Source organism: Roseofilum acuticapitatum BLCC-M154, assembly GCF_030068475.1.
In the GTDB taxonomy this organism is placed as follows: domain Bacteria; phylum Cyanobacteriota; class Cyanobacteriia; order Cyanobacteriales; family Desertifilaceae; genus Roseofilum; species Roseofilum acuticapitatum.
This window is the reverse complement of sequence record NZ_JAQOSP010000154.1, coordinates 16,013-39,159: the sequence shown is the minus strand read 5'-3', so window position 1 is coordinate 39,159 and position 23,147 is coordinate 16,013. Positions and strand designations below refer to the sequence as shown.

Sequence of the window (23,147 nt, the reverse complement as noted above, 5' to 3'; positions counted from 1 at the left end):
GTCCGATTGTTCATGTCCGCGAAGCGGAAATACCATGATTAAAAATTTAGGGAGCGAGACGCTCCCACTCCAGTAATATCAAGGGATTAGAGGAGTGCGGGCATCTTGCCCGCTTCTTCACCCTTTATCCGGACTTGATATAAGATACACCATAGAATCAGTATCCCTGAACCCGCCGCGATCGTTCTAGATAAGGACATAGAGGCGGGTTTAGTTTATAGTTTTTTAAATTCTCTTTATGTCGTACAGCAACTTTACCCTCAATTCTGTTCTCAAACAATTCCACTTAACCCTAAAAGATAAGCAAAATTTATTTACCGACACTTCCGACATTACACCGAGTGAGTATCTGACGACCACACTCAACTATAATCTTCCCTTAGCCAGTGAAATCAACACCGAGAAATCGCGCTCAGAAATGATTATTGCTCCCATCTTATTAGAAGTGCGGCGATTGGTTACCGATCGAATTAGCCTGTTTTCTGGACGAGAATTTAATGTAGAACCAGAACAAGGCTTGAATGGAGCTTGTGATTTTCTCCTCAGTCTTTCTGAATCTCAATTAATCATTGACGCTCCAGTTTTAATTATTGTTGAAGCCAAAAAAGACGATATCATTGGCGGATTAGGACAATGTATTGCCACTTTGGTTGCTGCTCAGAAATTTAATCAACAAGAACAAAAAAACCTTGAAACCATTTACGGCGCAGTCACATCAGGAACGGCTTGGCGATTCATTAAACTTGAAGGGAATATCGCTTATGTCGATAGTGTGGAATACTACATTAACCAAAGGGAAAAAATTCTTGGTATTTTAGTGAGTATGATTACATCCTTGCTGTCCCAGGAGGAGAGGGAAAATGGGTTACAGTGACTTCAAAATCAATCAACTCCTTAAACAATTTGGCTTAAAACTCCATGAAAATCTCAATCTCTTTGCAGAAATTCCAGAATCGGAGCCGAGTCCAATGCTGACCACATTTCTGCAAGAAAGTATTCCCTTAGCTCTGGGTATTAATACAGAAAAGGCGCGATCGGAGATGATTATCACCCCGATTTTACTGGAATTAAGACGCAGAAAACACTATCAAATCAGTCTCTTTTCGGGTTCAGACTTTAATGTGGATAGCACCCAAGGATTGAATGGAGTATGTGACTTCTTAATCAGTCTCTCTCCAGAGAATTTGTTTATTACCTCGCCAGTCGTTACCCTAGTGGAAGCCAAAAAAGAAGACATAAAATCTGGTTTGGGTCAATGTTTAGCAGAAATGTTAGCGGCTCAAGTGTTTAATGCACAAGAAGGAAATGAAATTCCCGTGATTTATGGGGTCGTCACCTCTGGCAATATCTGGAAATTCCTGAAACTGGAAGATAAAACGGTTTATATTGATTCAGTGGAATATTATATTAACCAAATGGCGAAAATACTGGGAATTTTAATCTATGCCGTCAGCCAGGAAACGATCGCCTAATGTTTATTCGAGAGTTGTAACTCTTGAATTTTACTTTCTTGGGCGTTAATTTTCTGGTTTAACTCGCGAATGCGTCGAGAGAGCAAGCGAATAATATTAACGGCAATGCCTGGGGTTTCATCAATGGCATCATAGAGTTGTTGCTGAGTTAAAACCAAACAGTCGCAAGTTTCGATCGCCGTCACCGAAGCCGATCGCGGTTCCGCATCAAACAGGGACATCTCCCCGAACGTAGTGCCCTTATCTAAGTAAGCCAAATCGCGATCGCCAATATGTACCCGTACCCGTCCAGACACCACAATATATAAAGAGCGTCCCTCTTGCCCTTGGGTAAAAATCGTTTGCCCAGCCGGAAACGATAGCTCATCCATAATTGAGGCGAGGCGCACCAAAAAATCATCCCGTAACTCTTTGAAGATGGGCACACCTCGCACAAATAGCAAGCGGTCAACGCTACTTAACATAACTTCTCCGGGTCGGGTTTAGGGGGATGGGGGATAGGGGAATGGGGGAAGGGCAAAATCCGAAGAACCCTCACCGAAGATGGAGGTTGAGGACACCTCAGTATGGGAGAGGCCAAACTCTTCGATTAAGGCTTGAACTTGGGCAGCGACTAGGCGATCGGGATCATTTTGGAGCATAGGCAACAATTGGCTCAAAGTTGAAGGGCTTGCTACTTTAAGATAATTCAAGACGGCTTCCCGGACAAACCCCCTAGGATGGCGCAGTCCAGCGAGAATATGTTCGGGGGTGGTACTCCAACGGAAGGCTTGAGCCACATGGAAACAGCAGGCCAAGGGCCAATCTGAGAGAAAATGGCGTAGGTCAAGAAGATGGCGCAGGCGATCGCTCGGACTCAGGGGTTGGTATAAGACTAAATCTTCTAGATAGGTCATTTTTTCGGCGATCGCATACTGATCGAGAACCGTTAACAGGGCTTTTTTATGGGGAATATCCACAATATTGTCTAAAATTTCCAATCCCTTAGCCTGACTACTCATAGAATTGGACTGGAGATTAAAATAAGCCGCTTGTACGCTCTGGATGGGATACAAGCACTTCATCAATAAGAAACAGCGTTCAATGGAGTCTGTTTCTAGATCGACAAGCGATCGCAGCAATAATTGAGCTTCCCGACCCGAAACCCGATCCTCGGCCAGATCTAAACGTCCTGCATAGAGTTGGCCGATGAACATCAGTTCTTGGTCAATCAATAATTCAATCCCCGATCGCCCCATGACAGCCTGTACTTTTTCTATCCCCAGATCGTCGGGTAATTTAATCAAAATTTTCAGGATATTACGTCGGGTACTTCCCCAAGATGTGATTAAGTTTTGGGTTAATACATGCAAGGCTTCTGGGGTTCTAATATCCCCAATCGTCATCCAAGCGTACATGCGGACGAGATCCGGTTTATAGATATCGCGGGCTAAATCTAACAACAGGGGAATAGACTCACGGCCTAAACGTACCAGCGCTTTACAAGCGGCTTCGCGGGTAGATTGATAATACAGACCCCGCAGCAAAGAGGGATAATATTCTTCTAAACGGGTAGCGGCGATCGCCTCTAGGAGGGCACAGCGCACCCGCAGAGAGTCATCCTGAAGTAAATTGGGCACATAGAGGCGCAGGGCTTGCATATACACCGCTTCCCCCAGAGCGCGACATCCCATCACCCGTTCCCGTTCCTGCTCGCTCGTCACCATCCGTCGCAAAGTATTCGTCGCTTCTGCTTTCGCCTTCGCATTCCCTCTGCGGAGCATCAAGGCCGCAGCCGTTGACCGCACCACCGGATCGACAGCCGGTTGCAGATAGCTGCGTAACTGACGAATATCCGGTTCAGCTTCTGTGAGCCAAATGTAGCGCAGAGCTAGGGCCAACACATCCGGCAGTAACGCGGTTTGGGTGAGGGCGCGAATGGCTTCTACATCCTTAGTTTGGGGATGTTCTAGCAGCACTTCTAAGCTTTGCCGTTGCAGAGCCGGAGACAGGGAAGGCAACAGGGGAACCAGTACCTCATTGATATTTTGGGGGTCAAAGCGGTTGAGCAATTCGATACAAGAGCGTTTATCTTCTTCGGCTCCGGGTTGTTTGAGGGTTTCGGCCACATTCCGTTGTAGCGATCGCAAATCCACATCCGAGACCCCTAAGCGGCCGCTTTTAGCACTCGATACTAACAGTTGCACATAGCCAGAGCGCAGGAAGAAAATGGCCAATAACCAACCCAGGGAAATGACAATAGTTTGAAATAGGAAGATATCCGACTGTCGCGCTTGCAGTTGGGGAAAGACTTGGCTACAAAACCAAATCGTTCCCAAAAGCAGCAAGCCAGTTACCCCAGTTGAGATCGGTTCGGCGATCGCCCGCCAAGCCTGGATACCATTACGGATGCTCTCCGGCAACGGCTGAAACAGAGCCGGCCCCAACCCTAACACCACCGTATAGCGCAACAAATCATCAAAAAACTTCAGGGTAATCAAGCACCAAAACAAGTCCGCCACATGGGTTAAGGACAACAAACTGATGATTCCCATCAATCCCGGTAGCAGGGAGGCGGCCACAAATACCCCCAAGCGCTCAATTAAGCGGGAAGAGACAAACCATTGCAGAACCAGTTCAAACAGGCCCAAAACCCCATTAAAGAATCCGAGGAAACTCGCTACTTCCCCCGAATTCAGGTTTTTTTCCAGTTGGTCAAAGAACTGGAACTCGACAAATTGTAAAGAACCTTGGGCGACAAAAAAGAACAGAATTAGGGGGATCACATAGCGCCATACTGGGCGACCTAAGCGCCTTTGGGTAAAGTCTGAGGCTTCTTCTTGGGATACGCGGTTGGTGGTGTCTGGGAAAAATTGTTGATAATTTTGGGTAAGGTAAAAGGCGATCGCTCCCCCCACAAACATCAACACACTGGCACAAATCAGAACATTTTCCACCCGCAGGAAGGTCAAGATGACCGGTAGGGAAAATCCACTTACCACATCTGCCATTAAAATACCACTAGAAATTAAGGGATAAGTCCGTTTAATTTCCCGAATATTAAACAGTTGGTTAGCGCAAATACTGGTATTGAGTTCATTGAGGATAAAGATCGCTTCACACCACAGACGCAGCAAAAAAATTAAGATGGGTGCGATAATAACGAGATCTAACCCTAAGCGGAGTAAAAATAAGGGAATGGCCATGAGGATGGCCGTCAGCACAATCACCTTCCGCAAAGGAATCAGGGTTTGTAACCAATCGTACAAAAATCCCAATCCTGAACCCATCACCGCACTGGCGATATAAATCCAGGGTAAAGATTCTGCCCCAAACCGTTGCAAGAACAAATCGGCGGTACTCGCTTCTGTCCAACTGAGTCCCACACAACTTGCAGTATAAAACGCCAGCATTAAAACTGTGCGTTCACTTTCGTCTGGTCGAAGGTTAAACCATTGGAAAAATCTTTGTCCCCACTTGTTTAAGCTGCGTCCCTGATAGTTGAGTTCCATATCTCGGTACTTTACATGGGTCAAACTCTTCCTAGGTTCAAGATTAATATCTTTTCCCTAGGAAGAGCATGACTTATGGCTCTTTTTTCGGGGAGAGGAGCATCATCATATTGCGCCCTTCCCGTTTCGGTTCTTGCTGCACTTCAGCTTCCTCTTCTAGATCCTTCGCCAAGCGCTTGAGCAAATCTTCTGCTAAATTGCTGTGCTGAATCTCTCTTCCTCGAAAGCTAATCGTTGCTTTAACTTTATCACCTTTCTTGAGGAATTTCTTGGCATGATTGAGGCGCACATTATAATCATGCTCCTCAATTTTGTACCGCATTTTTACTTCTTTAACATCGGCTGTGTGCTGCTTTTTCTTAGCTTCGCGGGCTTTTTTTTCTTGCTCAAACTTATACTTGCCGTAATCCTGAATTCGGCATACAGGCGGATCGGCTTTATCACTGACCAGCACTAAGTCTTGTTCTTTTTCTTGAGCGAGTTGGAGGGCTTCAACTGGAGACATGATGCCCAGTTGAGTGCCATCACTATCGATGACTCGCACTTTGGGATATTTAATCCGTTCGTTAATTTGGGGAAGATCGCGATTTGATTTTTTGTCAACCACAGGCGTTTTGAATGATAAATAGGGGATAGAACAACAGTCAGATCTGGAATCTGATGATTTCAGAAGAACTCAATTGGGTCTGATTTTAAGAATGTAGACCGTTTGAGTCTCCAATAGCTTGGCTTGAACAATGAGATCTTTGCTCTCTACCCAGAGAATCCCTTTGGGTCGGGTATGGGGGCAAAGTTGAGTGGGTTTCTGCCATTGTAACTGACAAGTTTTGAGTTGCTCTACATTTTTTAACTTGTTTTTGCCTCTAGGGGAGGATTTGGGGAATTTTGGAGTCTCTGGGAGCAGGAACAGGGAGAGTTGCCCCCAGATTAATCTTAAGAAAGGATTATAGGGGGGCGATCGCCTAGCTAAAGCTCATATCATAGTTGGGTCTATGATGTATAGTGTAAGATTTAAACCTAAACTCAGAACCTGATAGTATCACTCGTAGGCGCATGAGGCAACTATGAAACACACCCTTTCTGTACTGGTAGAAGACGAAGCTGGAGTCTTAAGTCGCATTTCTGGTTTATTTGCTCGTCGCGGCTTTAACATTGAAAGTCTAGCCGTCGGCCCGGCCGAACAACTCGGAGTCTCTCGGATTACGATGGTTGTTCCTGGAGATAACAAGATTATTGAGCAAATCACCAAACAGCTCTACAAGCAAATTAATGTCCTTAAGGTGCAAGACTTAACGGAAAGTCCTTGTGTAGAACGGGAATTAATGTTGCTTAAAGTGAATGCTCCAACTCAAAGTCGCTCGGAAATTATTGAGTTAGCGAACATTTTCCGCTCTCGCGTGGTGGATGTGGCTGAAGATTCCCTCACCTTGGAAGTCGTCGGAGACCCTGGGAAAATGGTGGCCATTGTCCAAGTGCTACAAAAATTTGGCATTCGGGAAATTGCTCGTACCGGTAAAATCGCCCTCACCCGTGAATCTGGCGTGAATACGGAGTTGCTCAAATCTTTAGAAGCCAAATTAGCTTAAAGCTCAAGCAGCGCGATCGCCGTTCTCCCCTACAATAGTGAAATCACCCTTGTGAACTCACTCAACATCCCCCAAAGGAGAATCATTGTGCCTGAAGCTGTTGGTGTCATCCAAACCCTAGGATTTCCTTCCATTCTCGCTGCTGCTGATGCCATGGTGAAAGCAGCGCGAGTTACCCTCGTCTACTTCGATCGCGCTGAAAGTGGTAACTTTGTAGTTGCCATTCGGGGAGGAACTTCGGAAGTTGTACCCGCAGTTGAAGCAGGCATTCGGGAAGCGGAAAAAGTCTTTGGAGGTCAAGTGATGATGCACTACATTGTCCCCAATCCCCCCGAAAATGTGCAAGCCGTCCTCCCCATTGACTATACAGAAGTGAGTGAACCCTTTCGCTAGATGGCGAGTGGTAAGAACCCATTCCCCATTTTCTTGACTCAACTGACCCCCTAAACCCCTACAATAAAGTCTTGCATAGAGATGGTTCATTGATTAACATTAGGAGCGACAATTATGGGACAGCAAGCTGTTGGATCGATTGAGACAAAGGGGTTCCCAGGTATTTTGGCTGCTGCTGACGCAATGGTAAAAGCAGGACGGATTACCTTAGTCGGCTATATTCGCGTTGGAAGTGCCCGGTTTACGGTAAACATCCGGGGAGACGTTTCCGAGGTCAAAACGGCGATGGATGCAGGCATAGATGCCGTAGAGAAAGCCTATGGAGCGACCCTAGAATCCTGGGTGATTATCCCCCGTCCCCACGAGAACGTAGTTGCTGTCCTCCCCATTGATTACAACGATAATGTTGAACCTTATCGTTTAGCGGTTGAAGGGGGAACTCCACGACCCTCATTAATTTAGGTGAGTAAGGGGTAATATCAAGTCCGTTTAAACACCATAATTGCAAATCTAGGGAATTTGCGAATCTAGGGAAGCTGCAAATCTAGGGAAGCTGCAAATCTAGGGAATTTGCGAATCTAGGGGAGTTGCGAATCTAGGGGAGTTGCGAATCTAGGGGAGTTGCGAATCTAGGGGAGTTGCGAATCTAGGGGAGTTGCGAATCTAGGGAGCGAGACGCTCCCACTCCAAGGATGTCAAGGGATTCCGGGAGTGACGGACTTGATGTTACTAGGGAGCAAGATGCTCCCACTCCAGTCATATCAAAGAATTCGAGGAGTGCGGGCATCTTGCCCGCTTCTTAACCAATTAACCGGACTTGATGTTACTAGGGAGCGAGACGCTCCCACTCCAAGAATATCAAGGGATTTGAGGAGTGCGGGCATCTTGCCCGCTTCTTAACAAATTTTCATGTCCGCTTGCGGAAACCGGACTTGATATTACTCATTACTCACTCCTCATTTTCTCCACCGACTACCACATTACCGATGCGTAGGGAGGGGCCGCCACAACCGACGGCTAAACCATTCTGTCCCCCTTTGCCACAACCACCGGACTCATCCCAGTAAAAATCATCACCGATCGCCTCAATATCCGCTAAGGTACTAAACACATTGCCCGAAAGCGTCACATCTCGCACCGGTTCAGCCAGTTCTCCATTGCGAATCATCCAAGCTTCTCCTGCACTAAAGGTAAACATTTCCCCATTGGTCATACCTCCGCGCCAATTTTTGGCATAAACGCCCTCTTTGATGCCACTAAACAAATCACTGACCGGGGTTTTTCCGCGCTCGATCCAGGTATTGGTCATCCGTACCAAGGGGGGATAATGATAATTGAGGCAACGAGCATTGCCGGTGGGTTCTTCTCCCAATTTGCCTGCGGTTTCCCGCGAATGGAGACGACCTACCAATACGCCATCTTTAATCAGTTGGGTGGTGGTTGCTGGGGTTCCTTCATCATCATAAAAATAACTGCCTCGGTGACCTTGGGGCCCTGCTCCATCAAGAATTTGCAGGTTGTCCGGGCCAAATTTGCGCCCTAGGGTCATCACTTCCAGGATATCGGGGTTTTCATAGGCCATATCGGCTTCGGAAAGGTGGCCGAAGGCTTCATGGACAAATAATCCGCTTAAAATGGGATCGATAACGACGGTGTAGGTGTTGCCTTTAATGGCAGGATGGGATAGGGCGTTAACGGCACGCTGGGCAGCCGATCGCACTTGGTCATCGAGTTGGGTTAAATCTTCATACCCATTGCGCGATCCGGTGGTTTCTCGCCCGGTTTGTACGGTGGAGCCTTGGCGAGCAGTGGCGGCAAATCGCATTTCTAAATCGACCCAAGATTGTTCGATTAAGGTTCCTTCTGAGGTGATCAGGATCATCCGTTGACAGCAGTCTCCGTAGCGCACGGAAGTGGTAGCAATTTGGGAGTCGGTGCTGTGGAGAATTTCTGCGTAGCGATCGCATAATTCCTTTTTCTGGATCAATGGGATCTCCCTGGGATGGGTTCCTCCTAGGGGCAAAATCCGGCTATCTTGAATAATGGGAATTGGGGCTAAGATGGTTTCCTCTTGTCCCACTAACCGTGCTGAGGCGATCGCTTCTTCGATCCGTTCCGATAATCCCCCCAGTTGGTTAAAGCTGCTCATTCCCCAACCCCCTTTGTAACAAGCTCGCACCTGTCCCCCTAGGGAAATGCCTTCACTGAGAGTTTCTACCTTATCCCCCCGCAGCAAGATATCAGTCGCTTCTGCTTCTTCCAGACGAATCGCCAGAAAATCGACTTGAGAGCGATAGCGCTTGATTAAATCCGAGAGCAAGTTTTGCAGATCTGTATTCATAATGATTCAACTGATTAAGACGATTGAGGCTTGAGAGATTACTTCTCTTGTGTGTTAGCTTCCCTCTCTCGATCTCAATACTCCAAGACCGTGACCCCTAGTAACTGTATACCATGGATTCTGATGGTTGTTCTCAAGTTCGGACATGGGGGGCTAATTCTCATCGAACCCTCATCTCTCGACCTTTCCATTTTGCCCACAACGCGATATACTTAAAGGCTGGCATAAAATAAAGACGAATCAGCAAGGAGAATCCTGATTATGGCCCGGATGTACTATGACGCGGACGCTAACTTAGATTTACTCAACGGTAAAACCGTTGCCATTATTGGCTATGGTTCCCAAGGACATGCCCATGCTCTGAATTTAAAGGACAGTGGAGTAAATGTGATTGTGGGGTTGTATGAGGGGAGTAAGTCAAGAGCTAAAGCAGAAGCTGCCGGGTTAGTGGTTAAACCTGTTGCGGATGCGGCGAAAGCAGCAGACCTGATTATGATTTTACTGCCGGATGAGGTGCAAAAGACCATTTATCTGAATGAAATTGCCCCGAATCTGAGCGAAGGTAATGTTTTAGCCTTTGCCCATGGATTTAATATTCACTTTGGTCAAGTGGTTCCCCCAGAGAATGTGGATGTGATTATGGTAGCGCCAAAAGGGCCGGGACATTTGGTGCGGCGCACCTATGAACAAGGGGAAGGAGTTCCCTGTTTGTTTGCGGTGTATCAGGATGCAACGGGACAAGCCCGCGATCGCGCCATGGCTTATGCTAAAGGAGTCGGTGGTACTCGTGCCGGTATCCTAGAAACCACCTTCCGTGAAGAAACAGAAACCGACCTCTTTGGCGAACAAGTGGTTCTCTGCGGTGGCTTAAGTGCCCTGATTAAGAGTGGCTTTGAGACCCTGGTAGCCGCCGGATATCAACCGGAATTAGCCTATTTTGAATGCCTCCATGAAGTCAAGTTAATTGTAGACTTGGTGGTAGAAGGTGGACTAGCCCAAATGCGCGATAGTATCTCTAATACGGCTGAATATGGAGATTATACTCGCGGCCCTCGCATTGTCACCGATGAGACTCGCGCTGAAATGAAGAAAATCCTCAAAGAAATTCAAAGCGGCCAATTTGCCCGTGAATTTGTGCTAGAAAATCAATCCGGTAAAGCCGGATTTACAGCCATGCGTCGTCAAGAAGCCGAACATCCCATTGAAGAGGTGGGCAAAGATCTGCGAGCCATGTTTAGCTGGCTGAAGAAAGCCTAATTTCTGATGGATTAGAGTAGTGATTGCGACCTTCGGGAAGCGATCGCTACAACCTAATTGTAGGGGTGGGTTTCAAACCCACCCCTACTCCAGTCCTATATAGCTAGTCTCAATGAGTTGTGATATCAAGTTCGCTTAAATACCCTAATTAAAAATCCAGGGAGCAAGATGCTCCCACTCCAGTCATATCAAAGAATTTGAGGAGTGCGGGCATCTTGCCCGCTTCTTAACAAATTAACCGGACTTGATATGAAACAGACAATGCCCTCTCCCTTTCATGTCCGCTTTGCGGAAAAATCCCTCTCCCACGGGATTCTTGACTTTTTCCCCCTTCTCCTGCGGGAGAAGGGGGCAGGGGGATGAGGGGCAGCCCTTAAATAACTCATTTAGGTTGGCTATATAGCTGATCCAACGGACTTGATATCATTTCAAGAAGCTTTAGCGCCCTGTTTTGGAAAAAATTTCCGTTTAATTGCCACACCCACAACCGCCACTCCAAGGGCTAACACACCCATGACTGAAGACGCTTCCGGTACAGAAGTTGCGGGGGAACAATTCGCTAAATCACAAATCCCTAACTCCGATCCCAGCTCTGAATAAGTAACATTGTCAACTTCATAGCCCTCCCCTAGAATGGAGGCAAAAGCTAAGGGATCAATCGTCGGATCGTATTCATCGAGATCGGCACTCCAAAACTCTAAATTCGTGAAGTAATTGGTTTCAGTTTTGGGCACAATTAAATAGTAAAAGTTTTCCGTGCCATAGGTACTGCTGTCTTCATACTTGATAAACTGCAAATCATTAATATAGTCTGGAGTAGTGGGTTCCGAAGCTGTCAGTTCTCCTTCCCACCAATAAAAGAAGGGATTATAGTAATAGGACCAGTGGGAAAACCACCAGAGGAAGGGCAGTTCTATGGTTTCGTTACCAGGGTTAGTATTGTCTTGAATTTGTAGATAACCACTGTTTTGTGGAATGTATTCATAATTGCCAGTCGCCGTATAGTCAGTTTCTTCGATCCAAAAAGAATAAGACATAATTGACCTCCTAAGTCGTGATGATATGAGTTAAAGATTCCACTGGGAGAGATGGTAGGTAGGAGCGAAGAATCCTTCGTTCCTTGGGATTTTGGTTTATATCTTGAAGTGGAATTTTTGGTTTTTGTCCATGATTTTGTGGGTTGTGTGAGTGAATAAGTTGAACAGTGATTAAGGAGTGGTGACTCCATTCAAGGTAAGGGTTGCGCCGGTTACGGGGTTATTCTTGCCGTCGGTAACGGAGGTGTCAATGGTGATGGTTTCGGTATAACCGGTTGCGGGATTAAAGTGCAGATCCTGGAGGATGGCATTGACATCCTGCGCGGTTCCGGTGACGGTGAGAGTGCCGTTGGCAAAGGTGGTTTCGGCTGCGTTGTTGGTTTTGCTGGTTAGGGTTCCGGCGTTGGTGTCGGAGAGTGCGAGAGTGACGGTTAGGGTTTCGTTGGTGTCTTCATCGTTGATATAGATGTTGTTGAGTTCAACCGGGGTATCTTCTTGATAGGTTTGGTTGAAGCTGTATTTGGCAACAATGGGATCGAGGGAACCGTTATATGTTTGTCCTGGCATTGCACCCTCAACTGCACCGGCGATGAAGAGATTGTTATCCTCATCAATTTCAATTTGCTGCAAACCATCCCAACCAGGGAAACCAAATTGTTGGCTCCAACTACGGTTACCGTTCGTATCGAGTCCAGTGATAAAGGCATCAATACTACCGGCATGGGGGTTGCCATCTAAGGGGCCGCCGACATGACCGGTGACGTAAACTTGGTCATTATTATCGACTCCAATGCCATAGGCATGATCGTCACCTTGGCGGTTGGGATCGGTGCTACCATTTTGGGCAAATTGTTCTGTCCAAATGAGGTTACCGTCTTTATCGAGTTTGGCGACAAAAGCATCTCTTGCTCCTTCGTGGGTTTCCCCTTCTAAGGCTTCGGTAACCATGCCAGAAACATAGATATTTCCTTCAGAATCCGTATCAATTGCGCGTCCTAAATCCTGTTCGGTTGTGCCAAATTGACGCTCCCAGATTTTGTTGCCGTCTTTATCGTATCGAGCAACCATCGTATCCCAATGACCAACAGGAGTTTGTCCATCAAGAGTACCGGTAGCATAACCAGTTAGTAACAAGTCTCCGGTTTCTTCATCAAGGGTGACATCGCTGGCTGAACTACTACTGGCTTCAGTTGAAGTCATTTGTCGTGTCCAGAGTAAATTGCCATCACTATCCCATTTCTGGATTAAAGCATCATAGCCATAATGACTATTTGTCCCTTCCATAATTCCGGAAGTGGCTCCCACGGTGTAGATATTGTCATCTTTATCGACAATCAATTTGCTTAACCTATCATGTTCACTCGTGCCAATTTGTCGCGACCAAATTAAGTTGCCTTCACCGTCATATTTGCCAAAGAAGGCATCGTTCTTTCCTAAAGGTTCGTGACCGTCTAAACTACCCAAAGTTGAACCAACGACATAGGCATTGCCTTGGCTATCGGTGTCTACTCCATGAAATCCGTCATCATCAGCCGAGCCTAATGTGGTTGTCCAGAGTTTATTGCCATCTCGGTCATATTTGGTCAGCAAACCATCGCCAGTGTGTCTCGGTAAACCCGAACCGCCTTGGTATTCATTGCCGTCGATATCGCCATGTACCCATCCGGCGATGAAGACGTTGCCTTGTGCATCAGTGGCGACATCGCCTAAAGCATCATAACCGGTGCTTCCGAGTTGCTGTACCCATTCTTGGGTGGGTTCAACTTGTATGGTGGGATCATCATTTTTCGGTAGTCCGGTTAACTGGATGGTTCCGGTTAAAACGAGACCCGACTGGACGATAATTTCCGTGGCAATGGTGACGCTTTCGGCAGAATTGGCGGTGGGTTTAAACTCTAAATCGGCTAAGAGTTGATTTAAGTGGTTAACTGCACCTTCTGCTGTCCAGACACCGGTTTCCGGGTCGTAAGTTGAGGTTACGGTTCCCGATGTTGCGGTAGAAAGCGCTCCGGCATCGGTTTCGGACAGGGTTAATTTAACCGTGGCTTCTCCATCGGGGTCAGTGACCATAATGTTACTTAAATCTAGAGGGGTATCCTCGTGATAAGCCAGATGGAGGGTTTGATTGGGAGGGGTAGAAGTCTTCAGGAGAACGTCAGGTTTAAGGTTGCCAATGACTAAATCATCGAGTCCAATGCGTTCAGTCCCTCCAGGTCGAGTTAACGTGACTTTGGTAAAGGGGGAATCAATATCCGTGATGCCGTAGAAGAAAGCAGAACCGGAATTTTCTGGCCAAACGGCTTGAGCGGGAATATTTAACTCGCTGGTTGTGCCATCTTCATGATGGAGGATAAGTGTGAAAGGATTTCCTTCAGCGTCCGTTGCTGTGAATCCAAAGGCAGATTGAGGACTGTCAAATTCCAGGGTTAATTGGGTATCATCAGAACTTTGCAAGAATTGGTCGCCAGAGGTGGGGAACATGCCACCATCGGTTGCGGTGGGTACGTCGCGAACGATTGAATAACCGGTGACGGTTGCTTTGGTAGAGCCAAAGTCTAGAACGGTTGGTTTATCGCCTTGATTAAAGGTCTCGAAATCAATGGTTTCAATGTTATCGAGATTGGCTAAAAAGTCGGCTTTGGCAGCATCGGTATTGGGGGTGGATTCTAGGCGAGTGTTATTGTCTCCGTTGTGTAAGTCTTCGCCGAAATATGTCCACGTCCAGTTATAACCGGGGTTGGGAACTTGATTTTTAGATACCCAAAAATCTTTGCCCCCAGCATTTTCGGCGGCCAAATTTCCTTCTGTATATCCGGTGAGATAGAAGTTGCCACTGCGGTCAATGACAATATCTTGAGCTGTGTCATTATTCGCTGTTCCCAGGGTTTGGGTTTCTAAATGTTTGCCTTCTTTATCGACGAGCATCAGGAAGGCATCTTGACCCCCGGTTATGGTTTGATCATTTAAGGTGTTGGTGGTAAATCCAGCCAGATGAATCACATCATTTTGATCGATCGCCAGACGGGAGGCTGAATCTTGAGAAATTGAGCCAAATTGCTGTTGCCAGAGTTCATCACCTTGGGGATTAAATTTGGTGATAAAGATATCCTGCAAGCCTTGATTTTCCCCGCCTAGGGAACCTTGAGTATTGCCAGTGATGTAGATATTATCTTCGCTGTCAATGGCCAGGCTATGACCTTCTTCGTACTCTGCTGTACCAAGCTGTTTTTGCCATTCTTTAACGCCTTGAGCATTGTATTTAATGATAAAGGCATCTTGACTTCCGGCATTTTCGCCACCGAGAGCGCCATAGGTATGGCCGATGAGGTAAGTGTTGCCTAAGCTGTCGATGGCGATATCAATGGCTCCTTCATGGCTGGAGGTGGCAAACTGATCGCTCCAGATCGGTTCTCCATTAGCATCATATTTGGCCACCCAAGGATCGTAACCTCCGGCATGAGTTCCGTGGAGATTTCCACCTGTAAATCCTGACAGATAGATATTTCCGGTTTCGTCTACGGTAATGCTCGTGGCATAATCATCGCTGCTGCTGCCGATTTGTTTTTGCAGCAATTCTTGACCATCGGCATCTAGTTTGAGGATAAAGACATCACTGAGTCCTTGGTTGGCGCTTTCTAAATCGCCAAAAGTGTGTCCGGTAATATAAACTTTTCCAGTTTCATCAACGGTAATACCACGAGTTTCATCAATGGCGACAGTTCCCAGTTGTTTCTTCCACAAGAGATTGCCATCGACATCATATTTGGCGACAAAGGCATCTTCTTGTCCGGCATTCTCACCGTCTAAATTGCCGTCCGTAGTACCAACGACGTAGACGTTACCAAAATCATCAACGGTGACTCCGGAAGTGCGATCGCTCCCTTCGGTTCCCAACTGACGTATCCAAGCGTTATCGGGAATCGGTTCAGGAGTACCAGGAATTTCGACAATGCCTGCTAAATTCCAGTAATCTGCTGGCAAATCGTTCCATTTTCCAAACTCAGTAAACCCTGTGGGAGAATTCGGATCGGGGAAGCGGAAATTGTTGTGAGCAAAGTCTTCACCTTCTAGCAAGTCTTTACCATCTCTCGTCAAAGGAACATTATTGGGTGAGAGATAGAACCAATTACTATAGGTTGATGAATCGCCATTTACCCACTGAAATTCCCCTTCTTGAGCGCCATAGATCGGACTATCCGTATAACCGAGCCAGCGCATGTTTCCGCCAAACGTATCGAATAACCATTGATTTTCCGAGGCGTTGTTAACAGAAACCAAGTTACCGCCAGCAGCTTGGGCTTGTTCCTGTGCGCCTAACCAGGTATCCCCTGTGGTCAAGAAATACTGACTTCCGGTGACTGGATTGGTGTAAATGGTCGGTTCCGAAGGTACGGGAGTGGCGGGGAATTTCGCCAGCCAAATGTCTATATGTCCGGCATTTTCACCGCCAAAATCGCCCCAGGTATAGCCGGTGGTGTAGACATTGCCACTGCTGTCAACTTCGATATCGTAGGTTAAATCTTCCGCATCGCTGGTTCCGTAGATGGTTGTCCACAGGTTCTGACCTTCGCTGTCAAATTTAGCCAAGAATGGTGTATTTTTGCCTAAACCCGGTTGACCGTTGATGGAGCTGTTTGTCCAACCGTTGAGATAGAAGTTACCGTCAGGATCTACTTTAATGCCAGTGGTGCGATCATTGCCTGCACCTCCAAATTGTTGCGTCCAGACGGTATTGCCTTCCTCATCTAACTTGAATAGAAGCGCATCCATTGAACCCTGACTTTCATGACCTTCTAGCGTACCTTTGCTCTCAGCCGCAATATAGAGCTTGCCAGAGTCGTCAATATCGACGCTCACATTGCGATACGCGCCGTATTTTCCGGGACTCTCATCGTCTTCTGTACCCAATTGTTTTGTCCAGATTTCGTTACCGTCAGCGTCGTATTTAGTGACGAAAACATCTGATTCTCCGGCATTCTCGCCATCGAGATTGCCTTCCGTAATGCCGACCGCGTAGATGTTACCGGCACTATCAATGACTACATCCCGGCCGCGATCTTCTTCGTCGGTTCCATTCTGTTGAATCCAAATTTCATTACCATCAGTGTCGTATTTAGCAATAAAGTAATCCGTTGCTGCTTGAGTCGTTTCGCCAAACGTTCCCCAAGTCCAACCGGAGATTACCGGATTGCCATCAGGGTCTAGTTTTAATCCACTAGAAAACTCATGATTGGGAGTACCAATGTGTTTTTCCCAGAGTAAATTGCCTTCGCTATCCCATTTAGCAAACTTGTGATCGCCTCCTCCTAAAGTCCCCACAGGATGACTGTCATCATAGCCAATAGCAAAGATATTACCATTCTCATCAACCGCAACTTCGGTGTAGTAATCGAATCCGGTTGTACCGAGTTGTTTCGTCCAGAGTTTATTGCCGCTATCATCGTACTTAGTAATAAACGGATCTGCGGAAAATTCACTGACCTCCTCAGCATTGGTATTGCCATCTAAGTTGCCTTTGGTTACGCCAACGACATAGATGTTACCCGCAGCATCAGAGGTTAGGGCTTGACCGCGATCGGAGCTAGAAGTTCCCCATTGATGGACAAATTCCGGTTCAAAAGGTTTGTGATTGTCCTTAATTTTCACTTCCCCCGTCCCATGGGTTCCAATGGCATAATTATCGCTAGAACTGAGCTTAACAATCGCCTTTTCTTCTCCTTCTTGGAACACGCCATCATACAGCGCCAGAATCGGCAGCACCACCAACGACTCACCCGCAGGAATGGTAATTTCACCACTCAACTCGGCAACATCAACGCCATTCGTGACATCACCATCGAGACTGTACTGAACCGTCAACTCCTCGGTCAAATCTCCCACGCGAGTAATGACAATTTGCCCCGCATTGCCATCTTCCCCAGCCTCATCATCGGTGACCATGACATTGACAATCGGTTTCTCTAGGGTACTGGGGTCAATTTCGATAATGCCAACCGGATTTTCAAAACTTTCTCCTAAGATAGAAGGCAAATCGTGAGGCATATCATTCCAACCACCAGGTTCCATGAAATTCGTTTCAGAGAAGTCTTCACCGTCTGGCGTATGCTGAACATTATCCTTGCGAAAACGATTGGGAGTAAACGTCAAGTCCTCACCATTTACCCATCGATGATTCCCTTCCGTATTGCCGTAAATTTCACTATCATTTAACCCAATCCATTTACGACCAGAACCAAAGGTATCATACAACCAATCATTTTCAGCTTCGCTGTTAATCCCAACTAAATTACCTCCCAAAGCTTGCGCTTGTTCCTGAGCGCCTAACCAAGTATCCGGTTGAGACAGAATATATTGATGACCATTTTGAGGATTGACATACACAAACGGGCCATAACGAGATGTGGTTTTACTATCAGCAATAGTTGCCGTTGCAGTAACCACACCATCTAATTGATATCCCGAAGCTGCTTGTAATTCAATCTCAACAGTTTCTGTCCCTTCCAGAGCATAATCATACAAAGGAACCACAGGAATAGTTGCAGTTTCTCTACCCGCAGGAATCGTCACTGTCCCCGTTAATGTCTGATAATCTTCGCCATTTTTAGCACTCCCGCGCAACGTATAATTCACCGTCAACGGTTCATCCGTATCTCCGGTGCGAGTGACCAAGAATTGTGCCGCATTCCCCTCTTCCGTCGCTTCTTTATCCAGAGAACTAATCGTTACTTTTGGTTTAGGAACTGCGTTAGGATTCGTACCATGTAAACGCAATGTCCAATCGGTAAACACATTCCACAGAGAGGGATCTATTTCCCTGTGTACCGAGCTTCCATGATAAAATTTGTCCGTCACCTTCAATGTCCAAGTGCCTTGAGACGGTTCACCCCAATGACGAGCGCTACTAAACGACCAATAATACTGATTATTTTCTGGACTATCCGGCTTGTATTTATCACTCCTATGCTGCTTGGCTAAAATGGAGGAAGTGGTTACCTTTTCCCCTTGTTCATTAATGTATTCATGCTCCAATACAATCTCTAAATCGCCATGATAACGATGGTTGCCACTAAATTCAACTTCGACCCATTCGAGGTTCAAATCCTGTTCTGGGTTAGAGGGAATGGAAATTGAATCGGTAACAGGTGTGGTTGGGGTTTGATTCTGATTTGCATCAGGAATTCTTTTCCCCACATAAGAGTATTCCTCGATGGTTTCTAGCTCTGTTACGGCTTTCCAAGTCTTAGCCATTGCCACTGCTGCATCAGCATTAACCGCGCCAAAACCATACTGGTGATTAACATGATATCCTGCGCCGTTGTTCACCCAATCTTTATGGTTAGGATCGTTTTTATCAGCCGTTTTCGCCAAAATATACTGCACATCCCGAAGGGTTAAATCGGGATTAGCTTCTAACATTAAAGCCACAACTCCAGACACAAATGGCGCGGCGGCTGAAGTCCCACCAAAATTATTGATGTAGTAATCTTTTTCTGGGTTGCCTTCAGGATAAAAGCCTGTGGTGACGATGTTTTTGTCTGGAGTACCGCTAGAATAGGCAGAGACTAAAAGGGAAGCGCCTGGTTCTGAATAAATGGGGTGTTTTCCTTCACTGTCGATGGCAGCCACAGCAATGGCGTAACGAGAGTTGGCAAAGCTATTGTAGCTGACATTTCCACCTGCTTGTGCGCTATTTCCAGCAGCAAATACTTGGATATTACCTTTACCATCTCGCCCGAAAATAGCACCCTCTTCCATCGCTTTTTGGGCATTGGGTAAAGTATGAAAGAATCCGAGTCCCCAACTGTTATTATAAATGTCAATCTCTTGGCGATGATGAGACAAGGCATTGGCTACTTCTGTGTCAGTTGTACCATCTGCTCCCATGCGTAATCCTGCCCATTCTGCTTCAGGAGCAACCCCACTACCGCCAAACTGATTATCGCCACTTGCTGCTGCTATTCCGGCTACAGCAGTGCCATGTAAGTGACGGGTTTCAAAGTCTAAAGACCAGTTTCTTAAAACTCCAGATTCTGCGGAGTTATTGATAATTTCTAATGTCCATTCTCCTTGGGCGCTGTTATTTTGGAATTCTGGAAGAGAGAGAGAATAGGATCTAGGCTGAAGATTCGGTAGGGGAATTCTAGTGCCTTGAGGACTGACTAAGAATGCTTCTAGATTGTTGATGTCGGGATGGCGAATATCCATGTTAATAACGAGACTGTCTATGATGCCATCATTAACAGAACGAAATGCAAATTCATGTTTAAGGGGAGTGCCAATGGGATTGACAATTGATTTAGATCGGTTGGTTTCTAGCTCATAATCAATTTTCCGAGAGGGATAGGGGTCTTCTTCGTCAAAGTCATAACTTAGATCTGAGTTATAGTTAGGTAATAAATCAGGATGACCTTGTAAGTTTCTAGTGGGGTCGTTGATTTCAAAACCACTATCAACCACACCAATTACAACACCGCGTCCTTGAATATTTTGATTGTCCCAAACTTGAGAGAGTTGGGATTGAGTTAAGTGCCACTGCTCTCCACTTTGGACTAAGGGTTCATTGGTGGGAGAATGCTGATTGACTTGATACTGAACCAGAGGATAGGCAAACTCAACTTTGTATTCTGAGCCAAGTGTTTCGGCTACTTCTTGGGCGGTTAAGCTTTCTGGAAATTCCCAAATATAGGTATGGGGAATATGGCCAGTTTCTCCTAGATCAGTTGCTCCTAAATTATTGGCTAATTGTGGGTGATATTTGCTATTTTGAACGCTGACAACCCACTGACGAACATTTTCGAGTTGTTCGGGTTCGTAGTTGCCGAGATTGGTGGCTTTTTCGATGGCAAATTTAACGCGATCGCTCAATTCTTGCCCTTTACTCACCGACAGCACTGTAAACTGCTCAACCGTAGGCTCTGCAACCTTGCCAGCATTGTCTTGAGCCACAATCTTCAGTTCATAGTGACCGGGTTCTAAGCCTTCTTTCTCGTAACTAATCTTCTGATAGTCTGAAGTCATTTTTATATCCACTTCTTCAGTTACATCAATCCATTTTCCTCCATCTTTTTGTAAGAAGATTTCTACTTTTTCAATCTGATTGAGTCCATCTGGATCGGTGATTTTTCCCTGGATAATAACGGGTTCAGTGGGATTGTACAATCGATCGGCGCTGCCTAATTGGGTTTCGGGTTTTCCATAATCGAGAATAGTTTGACCTAAATCTGTATCTTGCCAAACCATTTCGGAGTCAATCAGTTCATCGATATGATCCGCTTTACCGGTTGCCCCTTTGACTCGGAAAATGAGGTCATTGTAATCTTTGTCCGAATTCTTCTCGACATCCAAATCTTCCCAAGCAAACGTCTGACCTTCTCCAGTCGCGTCCGCTAACTGCTGAGAACCTAGGGAAAACATTAAAGGTCTATCTGGATTCTCAACAGCCCATTCAATCTTGCCTTTGGGAGCAAGGACAACGGCAAATTTTTCTCCCGGTTCCATCTGCACGGTTTTCGGGCCAGAATAGTCTCCAGAGTTGCGGTCAACTTCGCCTAATTCGCCGGTGAATTTCGCGCCTTCTGTGCGATCGGAAATGATGATTTGACCGCGATCGGATTCATCAGTAATGCGCTGTAAGACTTCAGTTCTAAATTCTTCAGAATTAGGATCGAGATCTTCTAATCCTTCTAAGCTAAAGATGGCAACTTCGCCTTTATATCCACCTCCGTCAAAGAGGAAATCAACGGTAACTTCTCCGGTTTCGCCAACGATAAATTCACCGGTTTTTAACTCTTCTAATGTCGTAGATGTAGGGGCGAACGGCCGTTCGCCCCTACGGTTACCGTCATTTTCCCCATTATTTTCAACGGGGATATCTTCAGTGGGAGTGTCGGTAGTGGGGCGATCTTCATCGCCATGGAGAACCTTATCGCCTTCTAATTCTGTATCATTATTACCCTCACCCGACTCTGATGTAGGGGCGAAAGTCCCTTCGCTACTACGATTATCAGTAACAAGAATATTTTCAATAACCGCTTCAGTATCAGTAACATCTTCTAGATTATCAGCCTCTTCAACCCCACTCTTATCTCCTGTCACATAATTGATTAATTCCTGTCCTAAATCTGAGTCGCGCCAATCTTGTGCTGTATCAATCACGTTATCTAACTGTACAGCTTTTCCAGTTGCACCCTTGATGCGGAAAATTAGATCGTTATAATCTCCGTCAGATTTACCATCTACGCGCAAGTCTTCAAAGACAAAAACATTGCCTTCTCCGGTGACATCGGCAATTTGTCCCATGTGAAAACCATCTTCTGGGTTCGCAGTCGCGAGGGAAAATAGGGGACGCGCAGCACCGCCAATTCCAGGATTGTCCACCACCCGTTGCACGCTTCCTTTAGGAACGAGCATCATGGCGAAGCTATCCCCAGAGTGCATATTGAAGGTTTTTACGCCTTGATATTCGCCGGAATTGTGGTCTGCTTCTCCGAGTTCTCCGCTAAAATATGCGCCTTCCGTGCGGTCTGAGATGATAATATGACCGAGTTCTGAATTAGAGTTAGATCTTCTCGCTGCTTCGGCAATAAAATCCTCTGTATCGGGGTCATATTCGTCCATTCCGTCTAGACTAAAAATCCCCAATTCTCCCTTATACTTGCCGCCATCAAAAAGATAGTCCACCTCTATCTCTCCCGTTTCTCCCACCACGAAGTAACCGGAGTCAAATTTGGGTTGAGAAATGACCTCTTCGGGTATCTCCAAAGTGGATAACTCCTCTGGTAATTCTCCATCCGCTTCTACATCGGTTGCTAACTTAGCTCTTGGCTGAGTGATTTCTTCATCTACTTCAGTGTCTGTATCTAGAGCTAAGACAGAAGAATTTTCTGCTTTTACGGACTTGACAGGTTCCTGCGTAATTTCCCCATCCAGTTCTGTTTCTGAATCGGAAATTAAGACAGAATTCTCCTCTGTGCTGGTAGGTTCTAAGGATTCCTGCTGAGTGTCTGCGTCTGTTTCTTCCCCTAATGCATAAATAAACGGAATTTCCTCTAAGTCTTCATCCGGGATTTCGGGTAAAAGCGCCTCGGATTCAACTGTATAGTCTGATAAATTTTCAGTTGGCTGGTTATCTAAGTCTAATTCCGTATTTTCTACGGTGTTTTCTGTGCTATCACCATCGAAGTCTGGCCCATCATCCAGAGAATCAACTAGACCGGAAGGGGTCAGGATGGGTTCTAAGATAAAGGTTTTATGAGTTTTCGAGGCGGAATTACTGGAAAACACGGGTTTAAAGAGGAAATCAAGCCAGCTCATAGCACACTTAGAGGGGTGGAAGAAAGAATAGTTTTAAAGGTATCACTGTTTTTCTTTCAGGAATATGAAGATTGGATAAAGTTGTCCGTGATTTTCATGAAGTTTTTGTAAAGTTACGATCCCTAAATTTCTGACCTAGATCTCAAAAAAATCAGGTCATTTTTATGCCAAAACTCAAAAATTGTAATAAATCTTAACTGAAGTCTGTAGGAGAAGAAGGGGGTCATCCCTTTTTCCTGTACAATGGGTTCTCTATT

At 46.1% G+C, this 23,147-nt stretch carries 12 protein-coding genes; 6 read left to right on the top strand and 6 right to left on the bottom strand.

The genetic code is table 11. The features are described 5' to 3' along the window. The first annotated feature begins 238 nt into the window (after nt 1-238). A complete protein-coding gene (locus PMG71_RS23760; RefSeq protein WP_283756219.1) occupies nt 239-874 on the top strand; it encodes a hypothetical protein in 636 nt (211 codons plus the stop codon). Next, nucleotides 861-1,472: a hypothetical protein gene (locus PMG71_RS23755; RefSeq protein ID WP_283756218.1), complete on the top strand. Its 612-nt coding sequence runs from the start codon at nt 861-863 to the stop codon at nt 1,470-1,472. The genes PMG71_RS23760 and PMG71_RS23755 overlap by 14 nt, the downstream gene beginning before the upstream one ends. On the opposite strand, the gene PMG71_RS23750 is transcribed toward PMG71_RS23755, so the two are convergent. The 3 genes from PMG71_RS23750 to infC all read right to left on the bottom strand — a co-directional run bounded on the left by PMG71_RS23750 (nt 1,469) and on the right by infC (nt 5,597). Then, nucleotides 1,469-1,936, bottom strand: coding sequence for a Crp/Fnr family transcriptional regulator (locus PMG71_RS23750; protein ID WP_283756217.1), 468 nt, complete (start codon nt 1,934-1,936; stop codon nt 1,469-1,471). The two genes, PMG71_RS23755 and PMG71_RS23750, sit on opposite strands and share 4 nt — an antisense overlap. Before the next feature lie 18 nt (nt 1,937-1,954). Then, nucleotides 1,955-4,963 carry a HEAT repeat domain-containing protein gene (locus tag PMG71_RS23745; RefSeq protein WP_283756216.1) on the bottom strand — a complete coding sequence of 1,003 codons (3,009 nt, stop codon included), beginning with the start codon at nt 4,961-4,963 and terminating at the stop codon, nt 1,955-1,957. A 73-nt stretch (nt 4,964-5,036) separates the two neighbouring features. Beyond that, the gene (infC, locus tag PMG71_RS23740; protein WP_347179388.1) at nt 5,037-5,597 is read right to left on the bottom strand and encodes a translation initiation factor IF-3; all 561 of its coding nucleotides are present in this window, start codon (nt 5,595-5,597) and stop codon (nt 5,037-5,039) included. Nucleotides 5,598-6,027: 430 nt separating this feature from the next. Here infC and ilvN point away from each other — a divergent pair, with 430 nt between their 5' ends. From ilvN to PMG71_RS23725, 3 genes are all read left to right on the top strand, one after another. Next, nucleotides 6,028-6,549: an acetolactate synthase small subunit gene (gene ilvN, locus PMG71_RS23735; protein WP_283756214.1), complete on the top strand. Its 522-nt coding sequence runs from the start codon at nt 6,028-6,030 to the stop codon at nt 6,547-6,549. 87 nt (nt 6,550-6,636) lie between these two features. After that, entirely contained in the window at nt 6,637-6,942 is a 306-nt protein-coding gene (locus PMG71_RS23730) for a BMC domain-containing protein (protein ID WP_283756213.1), read from the top strand. A 111-nt stretch (nt 6,943-7,053) separates the two neighbouring features. Then, nucleotides 7,054-7,404, top strand: coding sequence for a carbon dioxide-concentrating mechanism protein CcmK (locus PMG71_RS23725; RefSeq protein WP_347179387.1), 351 nt, complete (start codon nt 7,054-7,056; stop codon nt 7,402-7,404). A 487-nt stretch (nt 7,405-7,891) separates the two neighbouring features. Here PMG71_RS23725 and PMG71_RS23720 read toward each other — a convergent pair whose 3' ends face one another. Then, on the bottom strand, nt 7,892-9,283 hold the full coding sequence (locus PMG71_RS23720; RefSeq protein ID WP_283756211.1) for a TldD/PmbA family protein: 1,392 nt from the start codon (nt 9,281-9,283) through the stop codon (nt 7,892-7,894). 261 nt (nt 9,284-9,544) lie between these two features. Here PMG71_RS23720 and ilvC point away from each other — a divergent pair, with 261 nt between their 5' ends. Next, the gene (gene ilvC / locus PMG71_RS23715; protein ID WP_283756210.1) at nt 9,545-10,540 is read left to right on the top strand and encodes a ketol-acid reductoisomerase; all 996 of its coding nucleotides are present in this window, start codon (nt 9,545-9,547) and stop codon (nt 10,538-10,540) included. Between the two features lie 428 nt (nt 10,541-10,968). On the opposite strand, the gene PMG71_RS23710 is transcribed toward ilvC, so the two are convergent. Together PMG71_RS23710 and PMG71_RS23705 are read right to left on the bottom strand one after the other, a co-directional pair. Continuing rightward, nucleotides 10,969-11,577: a hypothetical protein gene (locus tag PMG71_RS23710; protein ID WP_283756209.1), complete on the bottom strand. Its 609-nt coding sequence runs from the start codon at nt 11,575-11,577 to the stop codon at nt 10,969-10,971. Between the two features lie 171 nt (nt 11,578-11,748). After that, nucleotides 11,749-22,890, bottom strand: a complete 11,142-nt coding sequence (locus PMG71_RS23705; protein WP_283756208.1) for an SBBP repeat-containing protein — start codon at nt 22,888-22,890, stop codon at nt 11,749-11,751. Nucleotides 22,891-23,147 lie beyond the last annotated feature (257 nt).